This window comes from Treponema sp. Marseille-Q4130, assembly GCF_014334325.1.
Classification (GTDB): domain Bacteria; phylum Spirochaetota; class Spirochaetia; order Treponematales; family Treponemataceae; genus Treponema_D.
In genome coordinates, this window is sequence record NZ_JACSET010000005.1 from 174,608 (window position 1) to 191,096 (window position 16,489).

Sequence of the window (16,489 nt, forward strand, 5' to 3'; positions counted from 1 at the left end):
TCCGCTAGCGTACGATGGGACGCATACCGTCCCGCGTAAAGACATTGATCTTTTCTTTTTTGACGCCGAGACGAACCGGTGTTCCCTTCTTTACGATTTCATCGATCGTCGATTCTTGGATGACTTCGATGCGTTTGCCGCCGGCAAGATCAATAAAGTAATGCGTATTCAAACCGAGGAAAGTGCTGTATGCGACCGTTCCCGGCAAACCTTCACCGTCGGCATCTCCGAGTATGAAGAATTCTTCAGGACGGATCGACACGACGACATCCTCGACGTCTTCCGCTCCGACGATATTGTCCATCGTGATTTTTACGCCGCCGGAAAATTCCAATGCATAAGACGATGCATTTTTGCGTATCTTCGCTTCGACGGTATTCGTGCGGCCGATGAACATCGAAACGAATAAATTTTCCGGACGCTGATACAGCGCTTTCGGAGAACCGATCTGCTGTATAACACCCGCATTCATAACGGCTATGCGATCGGAAACGGCCATCGCCTCTTCCTGGTCGTGCGTTACGTATACGGTTGTAATGCCGAGGTCGTGCTGGATTTCTTTGATGACTTCGCGCATTTCGACGCGCAGCTTCGCATCGAGGTTCGACAGCGGCTCGTCCATCAAAAGAACTTCCGGCTCTATCGCAAGCGCGCGGGCAAGAGCGACTCTCTGCTGCTGACCGCCCGACAGCCGTTCCGGCAGACGATCCTGATACTGATCGATTTTCATCAATTTTAAAAAATGACTTGTCCGCTTGTCGATTTCATCTTTCGGCAAATGCTTATTCTGTAAACCGAAAGCGACGTTTTTGCGCACCGTCAAATGCGGAAAGATGGCGTAATTTTGAAACACCATGCCGATATTTCGTTTTGACGGATCGAGATCGTTGATTCGCCGGTCGCCGAAATAGAAATCGCCGCCTTCGATCGAATTGAAACCGGCGATCATACGGAGCAGCGTCGTCTTTCCGCATCCCGACGGGCCGAGCAGCGTAAAAAATTCTCCCGGTTTTATTTCCACGGAAAGGTCGGGGATAACGACACCGTCGTCGTATTTTTTGAGTGCATGTGAAATTTTGATTCCGACGTTCATACGAAGTTCTCCACAATCGTGCGGAACCGGACACTATGAACCGATCCCGCAGCGAACAGCAATAAATTTTATTCGTGCGGAGGGTTTAATACCCCGACGCTTGCGTCGTAACAAAGGGTATTAAAGCCGACTGCAACCACCTTATGAGAACGACATACCCCGACGCTTGCGTCGGGGGTGTTGATTAAAAAATCCGAGCCGTAAAACGCTTGGAAAATCAGTGCTTGATCCGCAAAGCGTTCCAGCGTGCGAAGATTGCGCTTTGATTTTGCGCCAAAGCCATCGTATCGGCTTCACGATAATTGATCGATGCGAGATCGACGATATATTTATTCGTCACCGAAAGCTTTGAAGCCGTCGAAGGGCGAGCGCCGCATTCGAGATAGATCGCCTGGCATTCATCGCTTTCCAGGAAATCCATAAAGAGCTTTGCGTTGTCGAGGTTCGCACAGCCTTTGATGATCGCCGAACCGAATGCGATCGACGTAACGCCTTCGGCAGGATATACGATGTGAACGCCTTCCGCTCCTTCCGAGAGCATCTGTACGCACGCCGGTTCATAGGTGAGACCGACGGCATATTCGCCGTTGTAAACGCCGCGGTATACGGCGGAAGATCCGCTCGTGATGACGACATTGTTCATCAGCTTATCGATATAATCCCACGCCGCATCGTTATCCCATCCGCCGAAATCGGTGAGGATGCACTGCAAGGAATTCCATGCGCTCGAACTTCCCGTAGGATCTGCGGAAACGACGATTCCTTTTAAACGCGGATCGAGGAGATCGGCAAAGCCTTTGATCGAAACGCCTTTTTCTTTTTCGAGCGCATCGTTTACCCAAAGGCACGGGATCTGCGCATCGTGATAGGTCAAAACGCCCGTCGTATTTTTGAATTCGGGCGGCATAAGCTTGTCGTTTGCGCATACGTAGTTTTCAAAATACTGACCGTATGTGAGCGTATCGGCATAGACGAGTCCGCCGAACATAATGTCCGCCTGCGGATTGCCGGCTTCCGCTTGAATACGGGTTTTGCACTCGCCCGCACCCGCTTGCGTGTAGTTGATTTTGATATCCGGATACTTTGCTTGGAACGCACCCATAATCGCGTTGTACTGCAGATCGCTGACCGTCGTGTATACGTTCAATACACCGGAAGCTTTACTTCCCTTTGCAGCACCGTCCTGTTTTTTGCAAGAACCGAACGACAGCGCCAAAGCCGCAGCTGTCAGCATCACCATAACCTTCTTCATCATTTCCTCCTACTAAAACGATATATGATCACTGCAATTTTGCAGGAATCAACAGTATTTAAAGCACGAGCGTTTTTTCGATCGTCCGATCGTTCATAAACGAAAGCGCATCCTCATACGACGGGATCCCGTCCCTGCCGCCGACCTTCATACACTTGAGGGCTGAAACCGCGCTTGCAAATTTGATATTCGTTTCCAAATCCATGCCCTTAAAATAGCCTGCGAGGAAAGCGCCGTGAAACACGTCCCCCGCTCCGGTCGTATCGACTGCCGCGACCGTGTACGGGGGAAAGCGGAACACGCTTCCTCCGATGACCGCCATACAGCCCGACGAGCCTTGCGTGCCGATGACGATCTTCGGCCCCCAGTGCGACATTTCAAGGAGCGCACGGGCATAGTCGGCTATACCCGATACGAGGAGGGGATACCTCGCGTTCATGATGAGGATGTCGGCGAGGGATGCGAGCGCTTTATTCTTTTCGTTGTCGCGCTGCATCGAACAGCCGTCGAGGGACACCGTAACGCCCGCCTCTTTTGCGATGCGGACGGCCGAAAGCGCGTTGTCGTATTTCGTTCCGTCGATGTGGAGCGCATCCGCTCGACCGACGAGTTTTGCAAGACGCTCATCCCACTCGATGGGCGCGAGTTCGTCGGGATACGGGAATTTCGTGCGGGAGGCGTTGGCGGGATTGACCATGAGGTACGATACGGAACTGCGGCCGCCGGGCACGATATCGATATATGAAGTATCGACGTTGTCTTTTTGCAAGAGAGCAAGTATTTTCTTTCCCGTATCATCGTCTCCGAGCTTTCCGACAAAAGCGCCGCGTAAGCCGAGTCGGACTGCCGCGACGACGGCAGTAGCTGCAGCTCCACCACCCTGCTCTGCGATCGAAGTGATATGCGTGGAGCCGTCTTCGGGAGGATAGGCTTCGACAGTACACAGATAATCGAGGCAATTATGACCGACGCCGACGATTTGCGGAAAATCACTCATTTGAAGAACACTCCTTTTGCGTACCTTTGCGCATCGCTACCCCCGCATACAGCGCGTGGATGACGGCGATTTCCGCCATCCGTTCGTATATCGAATCTCCGGAAAACATACGGGCGCGGCTCGTTGCAACGAGACGGTAATCGGCGAGCTTCGACAGCGAAGATTGTCCGATATCGCTTATACCGATGATGACGGCCCCCTTTTGTTTGGCGATTTTAACGGATTCTACGACATCCCGTGTTTCACCGGAACGAGAGATGGCTATGACCGCATCTCCCGCATCGAAATGCGCCGGCTGCATGTATTCGAAATTAAAAGACGCGGTGTAGTTGACGCGGATGCCGATTTTGCGAAAATTGTGCAGGGCGCTCCGCGCAGCCGCAGCCGCTCCGCCAATACCGAAAATTTCCACATACGACGCACGCGCGAGAGCGTCGACTGCTTTTTCAAACTCGGCGTCATCGAGCAGAGCGAGCGTATCGCCGAGTGCTTCCATACAGCCGGAAAAAACTTTGCACTTAATATCGTGCATCGTATCGCGCGGCCGCAGCGCAAAATCGTCAGGAATTCTGCCTCTGTCCAAAACCCTTTCTTCGGAAATCGCGATTTTGAAATCTTTTAAGCCCGCATAGCCGATATGATGAAAAAAACGGACGACCGTCGCTTCACTGACGCCGTTATTCTGCGCAAGCTCGCGGACGCTGCCGCTTAAAACGGATTCGGGAGCGTTTAAAACATAATCCGCTATACGGTTTTCCAACGCGCTGAGTTTATTCAAAGAGCTACGGACTTGTACTTCCCAAAGCGGGATCGCTGCGATATTGACCTTTTCCACGTGCTGCGGCATCGGCATAAATCGTAACACGACTTTCAAAAACTGTCAACAAAAATGTAACAAAAATATCATTTTACCGTAGCTTTTTCGGCAGGGTTTTGCGTGAGGCAAGAGACCGGCATAATCCGAACGAGCGTCAATTCGGGATTATTAAAAATCCGAACGACTTTCGGCTGCTGATACGAAAGACCGCGGCTCACGACCATCACCGTGCCGTTTTTCAAAGTGTACTTGCCGCCCGCATATTTCGGAAACATACCCTGCCCCGGTGCATAAAGCCCGTTTATAAAGGGAGGAAAACGCCACTGCCCGCCGTGCGCGTGTCCCGCCAAAATCACATCGAAATCATACTGCACGTAATCTTTTACGTATTCGGGGCGGTGAGCGAGGAGCAGCGTAAACAAAACCGTCCGCTCGCCCGAAACGGAACGGACGAGCTCATCCGTTTTTTGTGCGACTGCGGCAAGGCGCCTACGGTAAGAAGCCCTGTCGTCTCTGACTCTGAGCGCCGCCCGATCTCCCAAACCGAAATACGGATCTTCGACACCTGAAATAACAACGGTACCCTGCGGAAAATCGAGGGCGACCGCTTCATCGTGCAGCACTTTAAAACCGTACCGCTCGACCATAGCGTATTTTTTTTCGATATGCAGATCGGAAAAATCGTGATTTCCCGTCACGAAAAATCCGGGACAAAGATCGCGAATGCCAGAAAGGAGCGCTTCGACGTTTTTAAACGGCTTATCGCCTTTCATCTTTTCGTCGAAAAGGTCACCCGTGATCGCGATGATGTCGGGGCGCGTTTTTTTTATCTTTTCGATTATCGTGTTTTCGTTTTTACCGAAATCGTTTGAATGAAAATCGGAAATCTGCACAATCCTGATTTCACTCGAAACGCGCGCCTCTTCGATGTCGTAAGCGGCCGTTCGAATCGTGCGGCACGAAACGAAGACGAGGATCGAAAATAAAACAAAGAATTTATTAATTTTCCGTTTCATACCTGATTGCTCCGACATATCACATACAATCTATATTTTTATCAATTCGTAATCGCGCACTCCCATACCGACTTTTTCCGCGTGTTCGAGCTGCACTTTCCAATTCGTCGCCGGATGCACGTCGCAAAACCAATCGTTATGAGTGTGCTTCCGTTCGTCCATAATGGTGCCGTGCAGATAGGGCTGGCGGTTCGTCATATCGGCGCACGCGGCGTCAAGAGCTACGGCATCGAACGATGCGAACATTCCGACATCGGGGATGATCGGCGCATCGTTTTCGGCGTGGCAGTCACAGAAAGGGGAGACGTCGACGATGAGCGATATGTGAAACTGTGGTCGCCCTTTGACGACGGCGGCGGCGTATTCGGCCATCTTTTTGCACAACACTTCATTCGTATTTTTTCCGACAGGATGCGTCGCATCTTTCGGACAGGCGCCGATGCATCTCCCGCAGCCGACGCAGATTTCTTCATCGATGCGCGCTTTCCGTTTGCCGTCTTCGGTTTTAATAAATTCGATCGCGTCCTGTCCGCATTCGCGCGCGCACGCGCCGCAGCCTATGCACAGATCTTCGTCGACTTCGGGTTTTCCGTCGTTGTGCTGTTCCATCTTTCCCGCTCTGCTCGCGCACCCCATACCGATATTTTTGATCGCTCCTCCGAAGCCCGTGCTTTCGTGCAGTTTAAAATGCGTCAGGGAAATGAACACGTCGGCGTCCATCACCGCATGCCCGATTTTTGCCTGCCTTATGTACTCGCCTTCGGGAAAATCGACATAGGCTTCGTCCGTCCCCTTTAATCCGTCGCCGATGATCACGTGACAGCCGCACGCAAGCGGATCGAAGCCGTCCATAAATGCCGCATCGAGGTGGTCGAGCGCGTTTTTGCGCAAGCCGGGATAGAGCGTATTGCAGTCGGTCAAAAAAGGTCTGCCGCCGATACTTTTAATAAATTCCGAAAGCGCTCTTGCGTAATTCGGGCGCAAGTACGCAAGATTCCCCGGTTCTCCGAAGTGCAGTTTTATCGCCGTAAATTTACCGTCGAAATCGATCGTTTCGATACCCGCTTTTTTAACAAGGCGGACGAGCTTTTGCATAAGGCTTTCGGTTTTTGTCGTTCGAAAATCCGCCCAATACACGTTCGCTTTTTCCATAACCGCTCCTTTTCGAAGTATCTATATTACAGATCAGTCCCTCACAAGCATCAAAGAATGCGATTGATATTCGGGCATAAAACGCTTTTTCGCGCCGCTTTCGAACTGCACCGCAATAACGAATTCTCCGTCGTCGCTCGTATCCGACGAAACGATTTGCCCGTATCCCCAGTCGTCGTGATAAACTCGGCTGCCTCGCTTCCATTTTTCCGAAAGCTCGCTTGCAGCTTCAGAGCGGCCGCTTTGCAGAGCGGATTTTTGCGGTCTTTCCCCGAGCACGCAAAAGGCGCTTTCAGCCTCTTCGATAAAAACGCTCGGCTGCATATACTCCGTTCGCCCGTACAGGCGGCGGCGAGCGCAGGATGTGACATAGAGTTCGTTTTGCGCCCGCGTTATGCCGACGTAAAAAAGGCGGCGCTCTTCTTCGAGTTCGCTTCCCGTTTTGTCGCCCCGCGGAAAGATGCCGTTTTCCAATCCCGTAATGACCACTCGCGGAAACTCGAGCCCCTTCGTGTTGTGCAGCGTAATGAGCGTTACCGCATCCCCTTCTCCATCATCGCCCGTTTCGAGCGAACGGTCAAGGGTAATAGAATCGAGAAACTGCAAAAGCCCGTCTTTCGTACACGCGTACAGCGACGCGCTGTTCATAAGTTCCTGCATATTCGCCGCGCGCTGCGTACCCGATATTTCGTCCTGAGTGCGATGATATTCGAGCAAGCCGGAAGCGTCGAGTATTTTTCCCACAAAGTGCGAAAGCCGCTCGTCTTCCGAAAATGATTTAATAATGTCGTCGTACGCACCGCAAAATTCGCGGATGCCCTCTTTCGCTTTTTTCCCCGCATCGTCGGCGCAGGCTTTTGCCGCTTCTACAAAACCGATCGATTTTTCGCGGGCGTATGAAACGATCGCCTCCTGCGTTTTTTCTCCGATGCCGCGTGAAGGTTTATTGACGATTCTGCGAAATGCGATTTCGTCGCGCTCGTTCGCGGCAAGCGATAAAAATGCAAGCGCGTCTTTAATTTCTTCCCGTTCGTAGAATTTCAAAGAGCCGACGACGGCGTAGGGTATCCGCCGGTGCAAAAATTCGTTTTCAAATCCGAGCGATTGTGCGTTCGTGCGGTATAAAATCGCCCAATCGCCGTAAGCCGTCTTTTTTTCCGCGTGCGCTTTTTCGATGAGCTCTGCGCAAAATCTCGCTTCCGCATCCTGATCGGGTAAATACACGAGTACGGGAGCCTTTCCCGCCCCCCGCTCGGCTTTGAGCGTTTTTCCGATGCGGTCTTCGTTGTTTTTTACGACGGCGTCCGCAGCTGCAAGAATCTTTCCCGTCGAGCGATAATTGCGCACGAGTTTAATAATTTTCGTGCCGGGGAATTTTTTGCGGAACGTCAAAATGTTTTGTACTTCGGCGCCGCGGAATCGGTAAATCGACTGATCGTCGTCGCCGACGACGCATACGTAAGTACCGCTCCCTTCGTCAGTACCCGAAAGCGTCTGCAAAAGTTTAAACTGAGCGACGTTCGAATCCTGATATTCGTCTACCATGATGACGCGGAAACGGAAACGCATCCGCTCGCGCACGGCGAGATTTTCTTCCATCACTTGTACAGGCTTCATTATTAAGTCGCCGAAATCGGCGTTTCCCGTTTCGGAAAGCCTTTGTTCATACGCGCGGTAGATCGCAGACAGATCTCCTGTCGAATCGACGGCGGACAGATCGTCGTCGGGCGTAAGACAGTAATCCTTTGCAAGCGAAATTTTATGCGCGGCGAGCTCAGCCTGCTGGCGTCTGAGCGACGGAACAGCTTTCATCACGAGAGTGGCCGCATCATCGTCGTCGTACACGGTAAACGACGGGTCAAGATTCGACTCGGCGGCGTAGCGGCGCAAAAACCACGCACCGAAGGAGTGGAACGTGCGTATTTCCGCAAAGCACGCTCTGTCGTCGAGGGCGATCGCGCGCGAGCGCATTTCGTTCGCGGCTTTTTTCGTAAAGGTCACCGCGAGTATGGATTCGGGCGGGATTTTTTTTTCGGCGATGAGGTAGGCGATCTTTGTCGTGATGACGCGAGTCTTTCCGCTTCCGGCTCCTGCAAGAATCAAAAGCGGACCGGCCGAATGTTCGACCGCATCTCTCTGTTCGGGGTTAAGCGTTTCCATATACGGGAGATTTGTCCGCGCATCGGTCATCGAGCATCTCCCGCATCGTAAAAATCGCTCGCATATAAAAGCGGCGGAGAGACTGCCGTTACGCCTGCTACGCGAGACCGCTTTTTGTTGATTATTAAATTTGAAACAAGGTGAGAATCGATATCGACGCCGCTCACGCTGTCGGCAAAAACGCGCACGACGTTTCCGCATTGCACGGCGCTCCGTTCGGCCTCATCGTCCCTGTCGTAGCGGACGACGAACGAACCGTCGACATCGGGCGCCTGAAACCATGCGCGCCCTATCGCAAGACCTTCTTCCCCCGCGACGACTTCTTCTATAAGCACGTCGTATTCTTTTCCGCACCGTAATTTCAGACAGCTTTCGGTGATTTCGCTTTGGAGCGCTTCAAGCGCCCGCTTTCGCTCAAGCGCCGTCTTTTGAGGCACCCTGCCCTTCATCCCGTAGGAGGCCGTATCTTCTTCGCGGCTGTACGTAAAACAACCCGACCAATCGCTTTGTATATCGGAAAGAAAGCGCTGCGTGGAGGAAGCGGCTTTATCGGTTTCTCCCGGAAAGCCCGTCAAAAAAGTCGTCCTGATCGCAGCTTCCGGAAACGAAGATCGGATATCGCGCACGAGGCGCACGTATTCTTTTGCCGTACACTTCCGGTTCATCGATTTAATAATTTCGTCGTCGCCCGACTGAAAAGGGATATCGAAATACGGAACGATGCGCGGATCTTTTTGCATGACGGGAAAGATATCGCGGTTAAAGTGATCGGGGTGAATGTAGAGAAGACGCACGATAAAGCGGCCTTTGACAGCGGAGATTTTTTTCAGCAAACGGGCAAGCGCCGAATTTTTTTCAGTACCTTCGTTCGCGCCGTTCTCCCCTATGCACGGGAGCGGAAAACGCCCCGTACCGAAAACATCGTCTCCGTCTCCCGTACCGTAGGCCGCCAAATCCTGTCCGATAAGATTGATTTCGTATACGCCGAGCAAGAGCAGCGTTTTAATTTCATCAACGATATCGTCCGCGCTTCGGCTCCGCACCGAGCCGCGTATGATCGGGATTGCGCAAAAGCTGCAACGATTGCTGCAGCCTTCCGTAATCTTTACGTAGACGCAATTGCGATATGAAAGCAGCATCGTCCGTTTTCCGCACGATATGCCGCGCTGCTCCGCAGTGACGACGGGACGCTTTCCCGCAAGAAGAGGGCGCACGACGGAATCGATCTTCGAAAGATCGCCGTTTCCGAAAATGCCGTCCGCTTCGGGAAGAGAATCTTTCAGCACGTCCGCATAACGCTCGGCAAGGCATCCCGCAAGTAGCACTTTCGCATCGGGATAATTTTTTTTTGCGCGGAGAAGCGCATCGATCGATTCTTTTTTTGCAGAATTGATAAAACCGCACGAATTGACGATGATGATGTTCGCTTTCGACGCATCGAATGTTTGACGAAACCCCAGAGATGTCAAATGAGATATGATGATTTCGCCGTCGACTTGATTTTTCGCACAGCCGTGCTCATCGATAAAAAATTCAGTCAAGTTCAACGACCACCAATCTGTATTTGCCTTCGGAATCGCGCACCCATTTGATGTCTTCAACGAGTACTTGCCCCGCTTTGCCGATTTCAAGATCGTAGCTTTTCGTATCGGCGATGACGGTAAATTTTACGGTATTGCCGTTCGACATCCACACGCGCACGCCGTTGTTCGCCGTCATCATGACGACTTCACCGTTCGTAAAATAATTTTCGCTCGAACGCTTTCGGTCGACTCTATAGCGGAATTCACACGGACCGCGGAAACTCGCGTTGACTGTAAAGGGATACGCACGGTTGTCTTCAAAAATGACCGTCTGCGGATGCCGTTGAGGAGAAAGCGAATTTTGTGAAGCATCTTCTATCGCGTTTTCGTCGATCGCGAGCATATCGCTGTCCTTGCGACGCACAAGCATACGCACTTCCGCACCGCGCGACGCATCGGTCGATGAGATATCGGAAACGTAGACGATGATGTCACCCTTTGCGTCGCCGTCGACGTCAAGCTCCGCTTCTTCGGCCAGATCCGTGCGAAGCGTACCGACAGGAGTATCGAGTCCGAACGATGTGAGCGTATCGCTCACGGTGAGGATGATTTTGCCTTTCTCCGACGGATAGACGATTTTATCGCCGCGGAACAGCCGTTTTTCAAGCGGCTTATCGGTGAGCTCGTATGTTTTCGATTCCATACCCTGAGCGACGACGACGCTGCCGTTTTTATTCGCGTGAGATGATTTCGAAATTATTAAAATTACGAGAGCTGCCGCCGCGACAGCGAAGATAGCGGCACCGATGACGATCGGTACAAAACGAGACGATTTGTGTTTAACGAACAATCCGTCGGGAACGGGAGATTCTTGGATCGCTTTGCTGCGGTACAGCGCCATAACGGTGTCGGGATTGACGCCGAGGTATTCCGCATAGTTGCGTAAAAAACCGACCATATAGGGTTCGCCGGGAAACACGGATGTGTCTTCCTCTTCCAATCCCCTGATGCATTCGACCGTCATAGACGTTTCGCGGGCAGCCGTATCCCTGTCGATATTTTTTTCTTCACGCGAACGTTTCAGAATCGTGCCGTAACTTTCCATACCGCGCCCGCCTTATTCGGAGAGAAGAAAATTATTATACACGTTTGCCGATGAAGGCGGATCGTAGATAAAACGCTGGTCGGGAATATCCTGATTCACTTTGTAAGCGGAAAACGTAAACACGTATTCTTCACCCTGCGGAGTCGTCGCGGAAATCCGTCTGATAAGTTTCGTTTCCGCATTGACGGCGATCCTAATGGAACGGAACGCTTCGGTCGTATTGCGTCTGTCGAGCACGAGCTTTATAACTTTTTCGTCGGACGCATCGTCGAGGGGGACGGAATCCTGCCCGATTTCGTATTTGATCGTGTAGTAGCGGCTCATAAGCGAAAGCCCCTGCGATGTCGCAAGCGATACGCCGCCCGCACTTGAAGACTGCACCGACTGCTGCAGTACGGCGGAAGAGCCGGGAAGGTAAATCGTGAGGAGATCACCGTTAAACAATATGACCTGCTCGGCGGGCGTTGAAAAATCGATACGGAGCAGATCGGGACGCTTGAACGACACGCGCGCTTTCATCCGACGGCTCCCCATCGATACGTCCATATCCGCTTCGTAATCGCGGATCGACGCGTAAAAATCGGAAACGGTTTTAAAATAATCGCCGGCCGTCGTAATCGTCTGGGCAAAAACCGATCCACAAAAGCATATTGAAAAAAACGCTGCAAACCGAAGAGAAGCGTATTTCTTATTTAACATAGACGCATTTTAATCGAGATAATTCATAAGGTCAAGGCGCCGCTTGACAAAACAGGCGCTTCGGTAGATAATAACTCGCATTATCGGGGACTGCCGTCAAAAAACGCGGCTACTTTTTTGCGCGGTGTCCCTTGCGTTTTATGCAAATCCATTTCCTTAATAATTGCATAAAACAACAATATCCTGCCGGAATCGGCATAATCAGTATCGATAAAAAGAGGTTTAAAGTATGGCGGTAAAACAGCCTAAGGGTAAAATAGTCAGAAGGCTCGGCACCAATATTTTCGGCAATCCGAAATACAGCAAGCTCTTGACAAAGCGTCCGAACGCGCCGGGAAAAGAGCGCGGTGCAAAACAGCGCGGCAAAACGTCAGTGTACGGGGAACAATTAAAAGAAAAACAAAAGTTCCGTCTTGCATACGGTATGTCCGAAAAACAGTTCAGAAATCTGTTCGCGCGCGCACAGCGGATGGAAGGCATTACGAGCGACAATATGCTTTCGTTGATGGAACAGCGTTTCGACAACACCATTTTCAGAATGGGTTTTGCGGTAAGCCGAGCGCAGGCGCGTCAAATGGTTTCGCATTGCTATTTTTACGTTAACGGCAAACCGGCGAATATCCCTTCCATGCGGATCAAAGCGAAAGACGTCATCACGTCGAAAGAAAAGAAAGGCATTCAAAATCTTATCCGGCACAATTTGGTCACCGTTCAGGGAAATCGCGGAAGCTGGCTTACGGTCGATGAAGAAAAACTTTCGGCAACCGTCACTGCCCTTCCGTCGGCGAACGATATTCAGCCGGTCGGCAATATTCAGTACGTTATAGAATTCTATTCGCGCTGATAAGCGAAGCGCTTCCGGAACATCCGGCAGCACAAAGCAAACGGACGAGGGATTCCCCTTGTCCGTTTTTTTTATCGGTTTGCAAATTTTGCCCGCACGAAAATCTCGCCCACGCGTGTCGAAAATCACACTTTCTCTGTCCACGCGTTGACCAGTTTTTCCATACGCTATAAAATTACCGCTATGGCACATTCGGCTCAAGACGCCTCCGCGTTTTTTTCCGTCACGCAGATCACAAATCTCATCAAAGAGATGATCGAAGGTTCGTTCGGCACCGTCGTCGTCGAAGGAGAGATTTCCAACTGCAAACTGACGAGCGCAGGTCACATCTATTTGACGCTGAAAGATTCCGGCGCGCAGCTCGGATGTGCGATGTGGCGGAGCGCGACGCCCTCTCTTTCGTTTTCGCCGAAAGACGGTATGCTCGTGCGCTGTACCGGGCGTCTTACGGTGTACCCGCCGCACGGTAAATATCAGCTCGTCATTTCGCGTATGGAAATCGCAGGCGCGGGAAATATTTTACAGATGCTCGAAGAGCGCAAAAAGCGCCTCGCCGCCGAAGGCATATTCGACGAAGCGCACAAAAAACCGCTGCCGCTTTTTCCGAAAACGGTCGGTATCGTCACGAGCGCGACGGGAGCCGCCCTGCGCGATATCCTGCAGATTATGAAGCGGCGGAATCCCTGCGTATCGGCGGTCATTTTACCTGCGACGGTGCAGGGAGAAGGAGCGGCGGAAACGATCGTGAGGCAGATAAAGGCTGCAAATTATTTCCGGCTTTGCGACGTGCTCATCGTCGGGCGCGGAGGCGGCTCCCTCGAAGATCTGCTTCCCTTCAGCGACGAAGCGGTAGTACGCGCCGTCTATGAATCGAACATACCAGTGATTTCCGCCGTCGGACACGAAATCGATTGGGCGCTTTCCGATTACGCAGCCGATTTTCGAGCCCCGACTCCGTCGGCCGCAGCGGAAGCCGCAGTCCCGCTCAAAAGCGATATCATTCGTACGCTGCAAACCTATGCCGATACCTTCCATACGGAAATAAAACGCAAAGTCGAAAACATGAAACTCGTCGTACACACGTTCAATCCCGAAAACCTCGAACTGCAGTTCCGAACTATCGAACAGCCGCTCCTCGCGCGCTTTGACGGCGCAAAAGTCGCGCTGCTGCAAAACATCGATGAAAAATTAAAAGACGCGAAGCACCGCATCGCCCTGTGTACGCACGTACTCGAAAGCGCAAGTCCCGAAAAAATTTTTGCACGAGGCTATTCGATGGTGCGAGATACGGCAAGCGGAGAAGTCGTGCGGGATGCATCGCTCGTCGCAGTCGGAGCGGAACTTGAAATCGTTCCGGCAAAAGGACAACTTACGGCGACCGTCAAAAGCGTATACACAGAGACAAAGCACATTATTAATTAATAATTTACAAGGAGTCCGTCATGAAAAATTTTGCAAAAAATCTTGAAACGCTTGAAAAGCTTACCGCCGATATCAAGCGCGACGACATATCGCTCGAAGATGCGCTCAAAGATTTCGAAATGGGCATAAAACTTGCGCGCGGCATGGAAGCCGAAATCGACAGGATCGAAGGAAAGATCCAAATGCTCATGAACGAACCCGCTCCCGAAAGCGCGGATACGCCCGAACTCGATCTCTTTTCGGGTACCGACGAAGCGACGGGAACGGCGGGTGCCCCGCAGGAGGGCACGCGTCAATGAGCGATGCAAAACCGGTCAGGCAGCTTTCCGCCGAAGTCGCAAGGAAGATCGCGGCGGGCGAAGTCATCGACCGGCCGAATGCGATTGTGCGAGAACTCATGGACAATGCGGTCGATTCGGGCGCCGACAGCATCGCCGTCGAAATCGATTCGGGCGGCATCGAAAAAGTGCGCGTCGTCGACAACGGTTCGGGCATGACGAAAAGCGATCTGCAAAACTGCGCGCGGCCGCACGCGACGAGCAAAATCGAAACGGAAACCGACTTGCTGCATCTTTCCACGCTCGGCTTCAGAGGAGAAGCGCTTTCGTCGATCGCCGCCGTATGCCGTCTTTCGATCATATCGGGCGGCTGGAAAATGCGGGCATCGGTAACGGAAGATCACATCATCGAAAGGAGTGCATCGACTGCGGGTACGATCGTGCAGGCGGAAGGTCTTTTTGAAAACTTTCCCGCGCGGAGAAGATTTTTAAAACGCCCGGCAGCCGAAGCGCTCATGTGCAAAAACACGTTTATCGAAAAGACGCTTGCGAGACCGGACATCGCCTTTACGTTTACCGCGGACGGCGAGCGGCGCATAACGCTCGAAGCGGGCACGAGTTTAAAAAAGCGATTCGTAGAGGCGGCGCTCCCTTCCGAAAACGCTTCTCTCTTTTACGAAATCTCAGGCTCTTCTGGCGGAGAAAATCCCGACTGGAGTTTTATTTGCGTCATCGGAGAACCGGGCGTATCGCGCACAAATAAAAAAGACATATACATCTTCGTAAACGGCAGAAGGATTACCGAGTATTCGCTCGTACAGGCGATCGAGTACGGCGGTCAAGGTTATTTTCCGAACGGCACCTATCCCGCAGCCGCCCTCTTCGTCACGATGAAAAGCGATCTCGTCGACTTCAATATTCACCCGGCAAAAAAAGAAGCGCGCTTCCGCGACATCGCAAGCCTGCACCACAGCGTGAGCGGATCTTTGCGGAATTTTTTTCATCAATACACTCTGCGCGAAATGAAAAACGACCGCGACGATGAAATTAACAATTTTCAATCTTTCGATTTCGATGCGGCCGGCGGAAAAGGCATATCGTACGGAAAAAATAAAGACGCATTTCGGCAGGCGAAAGATTTTTCGCGCATCGTCATGCACCGCGGCGCAGGTGACTTTACGAATCCCTATGCCCGCGAATATAAAACCGATGCATACAAAGCGCGCTATTCGATAAACCACGAAGCGCAGGACGTACCGCTCGAGCTTGCAAAAAAAGCGCTTTCGTTCGATGAAACGAGAGACGGCGCGATAAGCGATGCGGCAGACAAAACAAAACCATACGACGCCAAAAACGCAGCCGAAAAAATCAAAACAACAAACGGCGGTTTTCACTTTCTCGGAAGCGCACTCGGCACTTTTTTGGTCGCGGAAAAAGGCGATACGCTGTATATCATCGATCAGCACGCGGCTCACGAACGGCTCCTTTACGACGCCATTATGCAAAATCAGGAAAAAAGTCAAACGCTTCTCGTTCCCTATGAAATCGTTACGCAAAACGCGGCGGACGATATTTACTTGACGCGCATACGGGATGAAATGAAAAAAGCGGGCATTGCGGCAAAAAACAAAGGAAACGGAGTGTGGGAAATACGGTCGGTGCCGGAGCGCTGGAAAGGAAGCGAAAACGATCTGTACCGCGCTCTCCTCGAAAAGAGAGTCGCTCCGGAAGACGTCATTTCACAGATAGCCGCAATGACCGCATGCAAAGCGGCGGTCAAAGACGGCTATGTGCTTGACGATACGACCGCTTCGGATTTGGCGGAAAAAGCGCTCGCCCTCCCCGACCCGCACTGCCCTCACGGAAGACCCGTGTGGACGGCGGTAACGAGGGCGGAGCTTTTCGCCCTCGTAAAGCGCACCTAAGGAAACGGGGCTGTCTCAAAAGTTGGTTACTTTTTCGACAGCCCGTCGAGTTTAAAATTAAGTCTTTATATTGCAAGGACTTAATTTTAAACATCGCATATAAAATCAAGGAAGCTGTTCAAAAACTGAAGTTTTTGGACAGCCCCGTTAACATTGAAATTCCTTGTTTCGTAATAAGTCTATATATTATGTGTAATCAAAGACTT

General features: G+C 51.7%; 14 protein-coding genes. 4 read left to right on the forward strand and 10 right to left on the reverse strand.

The features are described from left to right. Positions 1 to 4: 4 nt before the first annotated feature. From H9I36_RS07090 to H9I36_RS07135, 10 genes are all read right to left on the reverse strand, one after another. Positions 5 to 1,093 carry an ABC transporter ATP-binding protein gene (locus H9I36_RS07090; RefSeq protein ID WP_187384669.1) on the reverse strand — a complete coding sequence of 363 codons (1,089 nt, stop codon included), beginning with the start codon at positions 1,091 to 1,093 and terminating at the stop codon, positions 5 to 7. Between the two features lie 217 nt (positions 1,094 to 1,310). Further along, complete coding sequence (locus H9I36_RS07095) at positions 1,311 to 2,345, reverse strand: extracellular solute-binding protein (RefSeq protein WP_187384670.1); 1,035 nt, start codon at positions 2,343 to 2,345, stop codon at positions 1,311 to 1,313. 58 nt (positions 2,346 to 2,403) lie between these two features. Next, positions 2,404 to 3,342 (reverse strand): carbohydrate kinase family protein, encoded by a 939-nt coding sequence (locus tag H9I36_RS07100; RefSeq protein ID WP_187384671.1) that lies wholly within the window; start codon positions 3,340 to 3,342, stop codon positions 2,404 to 2,406. Beyond that, positions 3,335 to 4,189, reverse strand: a complete 855-nt coding sequence (locus H9I36_RS07105; protein WP_187384672.1) for a MurR/RpiR family transcriptional regulator — start codon at positions 4,187 to 4,189, stop codon at positions 3,335 to 3,337. Before H9I36_RS07105 ends, H9I36_RS07100 begins: the two co-directional genes overlap by 8 nt. Before the next feature lie 56 nt (positions 4,190 to 4,245). Then, on the reverse strand, positions 4,246 to 5,175 hold the full coding sequence (locus H9I36_RS07110) for a metallophosphoesterase (protein ID WP_187384673.1): 930 nt from the start codon (positions 5,173 to 5,175) through the stop codon (positions 4,246 to 4,248). 30 nt (positions 5,176 to 5,205) lie between these two features. Then, positions 5,206 to 6,327, reverse strand: a complete 1,122-nt coding sequence (locus H9I36_RS07115) for a DUF362 domain-containing protein (RefSeq protein WP_187384674.1) — start codon at positions 6,325 to 6,327, stop codon at positions 5,206 to 5,208. A 33-nt stretch (positions 6,328 to 6,360) separates the two neighbouring features. Beyond that, the gene (locus H9I36_RS07120) at positions 6,361 to 8,517 is read right to left on the reverse strand and encodes an ATP-dependent helicase (RefSeq protein ID WP_187384675.1); all 2,157 of its coding nucleotides are present in this window, start codon (positions 8,515 to 8,517) and stop codon (positions 6,361 to 6,363) included. Beyond that, entirely contained in the window at positions 8,514 to 10,034 is a 1,521-nt protein-coding gene (gene rimO / locus H9I36_RS07125) for a 30S ribosomal protein S12 methylthiotransferase RimO (RefSeq protein WP_255422697.1), read from the reverse strand. Before rimO ends, H9I36_RS07120 begins: the two co-directional genes overlap by 4 nt. After that, the gene (locus tag H9I36_RS07130) at positions 10,021 to 11,115 is read right to left on the reverse strand and encodes a helix-turn-helix domain-containing protein (RefSeq protein WP_187384677.1); all 1,095 of its coding nucleotides are present in this window, start codon (positions 11,113 to 11,115) and stop codon (positions 10,021 to 10,023) included. The genes rimO and H9I36_RS07130 overlap by 14 nt, the downstream gene beginning before the upstream one ends. Positions 11,116 to 11,127: 12 nt before the next feature. Continuing rightward, positions 11,128 to 11,814 carry a LolA family protein gene (locus H9I36_RS07135; protein ID WP_187384678.1) on the reverse strand — a complete coding sequence of 229 codons (687 nt, stop codon included), beginning with the start codon at positions 11,812 to 11,814 and terminating at the stop codon, positions 11,128 to 11,130. A gap of 229 nt (positions 11,815 to 12,043) precedes the next feature. On the opposite strand from H9I36_RS07135, the gene rpsD reads away from it, so the two are divergent. From rpsD to mutL, 4 genes are all read left to right on the forward strand, one after another. Continuing rightward, positions 12,044 to 12,658, forward strand: coding sequence for a 30S ribosomal protein S4 (rpsD, locus tag H9I36_RS07140; protein ID WP_187384679.1), 615 nt, complete (start codon positions 12,044 to 12,046; stop codon positions 12,656 to 12,658). 183 nt (positions 12,659 to 12,841) lie between these two features. After that, on the forward strand, positions 12,842 to 14,080 hold the full coding sequence (gene xseA, locus H9I36_RS07145; RefSeq protein ID WP_187384680.1) for an exodeoxyribonuclease VII large subunit: 1,239 nt from the start codon (positions 12,842 to 12,844) through the stop codon (positions 14,078 to 14,080). 20 nt (positions 14,081 to 14,100) lie between these two features. Further along, positions 14,101 to 14,379 carry an exodeoxyribonuclease VII small subunit gene (gene xseB, locus H9I36_RS07150; RefSeq protein ID WP_187384681.1) on the forward strand — a complete coding sequence of 93 codons (279 nt, stop codon included), beginning with the start codon at positions 14,101 to 14,103 and terminating at the stop codon, positions 14,377 to 14,379. Beyond that, positions 14,376 to 16,283 (forward strand): DNA mismatch repair endonuclease MutL, encoded by a 1,908-nt coding sequence (gene mutL / locus H9I36_RS07155; RefSeq protein WP_187384682.1) that lies wholly within the window; start codon positions 14,376 to 14,378, stop codon positions 16,281 to 16,283. The genes xseB and mutL overlap by 4 nt, the downstream gene beginning before the upstream one ends. The last annotated feature ends 206 nt before the right edge of the window (positions 16,284 to 16,489 follow it).

What these genes read in the sequence shown, in the direction of transcription:
- H9I36_RS07090 (WP_187384669.1), bottom strand. Translation starts at nt 1,093, where the DNA reads ATGAACGTCGGAATCAAAATTTCACATGCACTCAAAAAATACGACGAC.
- H9I36_RS07095 (WP_187384670.1), bottom strand. Translation starts at nt 2,345, where the DNA reads ATGAAGAAGGTTATGGTGATGCTGACAGCTGCGGCTTTGGCGCTGTCG.
- H9I36_RS07100 (WP_187384671.1), bottom strand. Translation starts at nt 3,342, where the DNA reads ATGAGTGATTTTCCGCAAATCGTCGGCGTCGGTCATAATTGCCTCGAT.
- H9I36_RS07105 (WP_187384672.1), bottom strand. Translation starts at nt 4,189, where the DNA reads ATGCCGCAGCACGTGGAAAAGGTCAATATCGCAGCGATCCCGCTTTGG.
- H9I36_RS07110 (WP_187384673.1), bottom strand. Translation starts at nt 5,175, where the DNA reads ATGAAACGGAAAATTAATAAATTCTTTGTTTTATTTTCGATCCTCGTC.
- H9I36_RS07115 (WP_187384674.1), bottom strand. Translation starts at nt 6,327, where the DNA reads ATGGAAAAAGCGAACGTGTATTGGGCGGATTTTCGAACGACAAAAACC.
- H9I36_RS07120 (WP_187384675.1), bottom strand. Translation starts at nt 8,517, where the DNA reads ATGACCGATGCGCGGACAAATCTCCCGTATATGGAAACGCTTAACCCC.
- H9I36_RS07130 (WP_187384677.1), bottom strand. Translation starts at nt 11,115, where the DNA reads ATGGAAAGTTACGGCACGATTCTGAAACGTTCGCGTGAAGAAAAAAAT.
- H9I36_RS07135 (WP_187384678.1), bottom strand. Translation starts at nt 11,814, where the DNA reads ATGTTAAATAAGAAATACGCTTCTCTTCGGTTTGCAGCGTTTTTTTCA.
- rpsD (WP_187384679.1), top strand. Translation starts at nt 12,044, where the DNA reads ATGGCGGTAAAACAGCCTAAGGGTAAAATAGTCAGAAGGCTCGGCACC.
- xseA (WP_187384680.1), top strand. Translation starts at nt 12,842, where the DNA reads ATGGCACATTCGGCTCAAGACGCCTCCGCGTTTTTTTCCGTCACGCAG.
- xseB (WP_187384681.1), top strand. Translation starts at nt 14,101, where the DNA reads ATGAAAAATTTTGCAAAAAATCTTGAAACGCTTGAAAAGCTTACCGCC.
- mutL (WP_187384682.1), top strand. Translation starts at nt 14,376, where the DNA reads ATGAGCGATGCAAAACCGGTCAGGCAGCTTTCCGCCGAAGTCGCAAGG.